This is a genomic window from Burkholderia sp. Bp8963 (genome assembly GCF_003854275.1).
In the GTDB taxonomy this organism is placed as follows: domain Bacteria; phylum Pseudomonadota; class Gammaproteobacteria; order Burkholderiales; family Burkholderiaceae; genus Burkholderia.
This window is the reverse complement of the sequence record NZ_QTQP01000146.1, coordinates 1-1,334: the sequence shown is the minus strand read 5'-3', so window position 1 is coordinate 1,334 and position 1,334 is coordinate 1. Positions and strand designations below refer to the sequence as shown.

2 protein-coding genes are annotated in these 1,334 nt (G+C 60.0%); both read left to right on the top strand.

The features are described from left to right. Positions 1 to 401, top strand: a 401-nt coding sequence (locus DID96_RS37710; protein ID WP_185732505.1) for a cytochrome d ubiquinol oxidase subunit II, incomplete at its 5' end; no start/stop codon positions are given. A gap of 134 nt (positions 402 to 535) precedes the next feature. After that, positions 536 to 1,222 (top strand): transporter, encoded by a 687-nt coding sequence (locus DID96_RS37705; RefSeq protein WP_124604387.1) that lies wholly within the window; start codon positions 536 to 538, stop codon positions 1,220 to 1,222. The last annotated feature ends 112 nt before the right edge of the window (positions 1,223 to 1,334 follow it).

Below are 1,334 nucleotides of genomic sequence, written 5' to 3'. Positions count from 1 at the left end.
GCGTGATGGGCGTCGTCAGTCTGTGGACCGTGATCGGCCTGCCGGCCGTCGCGCATCGCTGGTTCGGCAGCGGCGACCTCGTGTGGTTCCTGCCGGTGCCGGTGCTGGTGCTCGTCTGCGTGTGGGGAATCTTCCACACGGTGCGGCACCAACACGAGGCGACGCCGTTCCTGCTGACGCTCGCGCTGTGCTTCCTTGGCTACACGGGCCTCATCATCAGCATCTGGCCGAACATCGTGCCGCCGTCGCTGACGATCTGGGACGCGTCGTCGAGCCCGTCGAGCCAGTTGTTCGCGCTGGTCGGCACGGTGATCGTGCTGCCGATCATCCTCGTCTACAACGGGCTGCAATACCGCGTGTTCCGCGGCAAGGTGCGGGAAGGGGACGCTGGCTATCGCTGATGGTTACGGCGCACGTCGGCAATACGTTCGGCCACGGCACCGGCCGCGCCGCGATGACGGTATTCGGCGCGGTTGGTGGCGGCTACCTCTGGGGAGCAACAAAATGATCTCCGGATCGAAAATCCGCTAAAGCCATGGCCGACCTGTTGAAGACCTTTTTAGGGCTGTCCGCCACAGTAGCCTTATCGCTGGCGACAAGCAGTCCGGTCTTTGCCATCGACTATCAGCCCTTCGACTGGGTACCGCTTCCCGCGGGACAGGACGTGTTCATGGGGTACTATGAATTCGCTGTGCACAGTGAATTCAACAACGTCATTTCGGGGACTGCCAAGGGTGCCACAAGTCTCAACACTAATATCGGCGTGGCGCGCTATCTGCACTATGGCCTGCTCGGAGGCCACCCTTACGTTCTCGACTTTATTCTCCCCTTCGGCGCCTTGACGAATGGGAGGATCGCTGGGACACATCTCAACGATGCTTCAGGGATCGGAGATCCGATTGCTTCAATCGGCTATTGGCTGGTGAACGATCCTGCCAACAAACGCTATATCTCTGCCGCGATCTTCGTCACCCTCCCGGTCGGGACCTACGATCCAAAAAAATCGCTGAACTTGGGGAGTAATCGGTGGCAGACCGATCTGCAACTTGACTACACCCAAGGTTTGTCCGATCGATTCACAATCGACGTCTCGGGAGTTTGGACTTATTACGGTGACAATTCCGATGCCGGACCGGGTCATCAGACCCTCAGCCAGCGGTCCACGTATGCAGCCTATGTGTGGCTGAGCTACGACGTCACCCCGGAACTCGTGAGAAACTAATCATGGTTGGGTCCGTTTTCACCCCGTCGTCGAGGTAGGTGCCAGGCGGAAACCCAGTGCAGCGGCGCGGCGGTTTAGGGCCGCAATGCTGCGCTGCCGTTGCTGCTCCTCG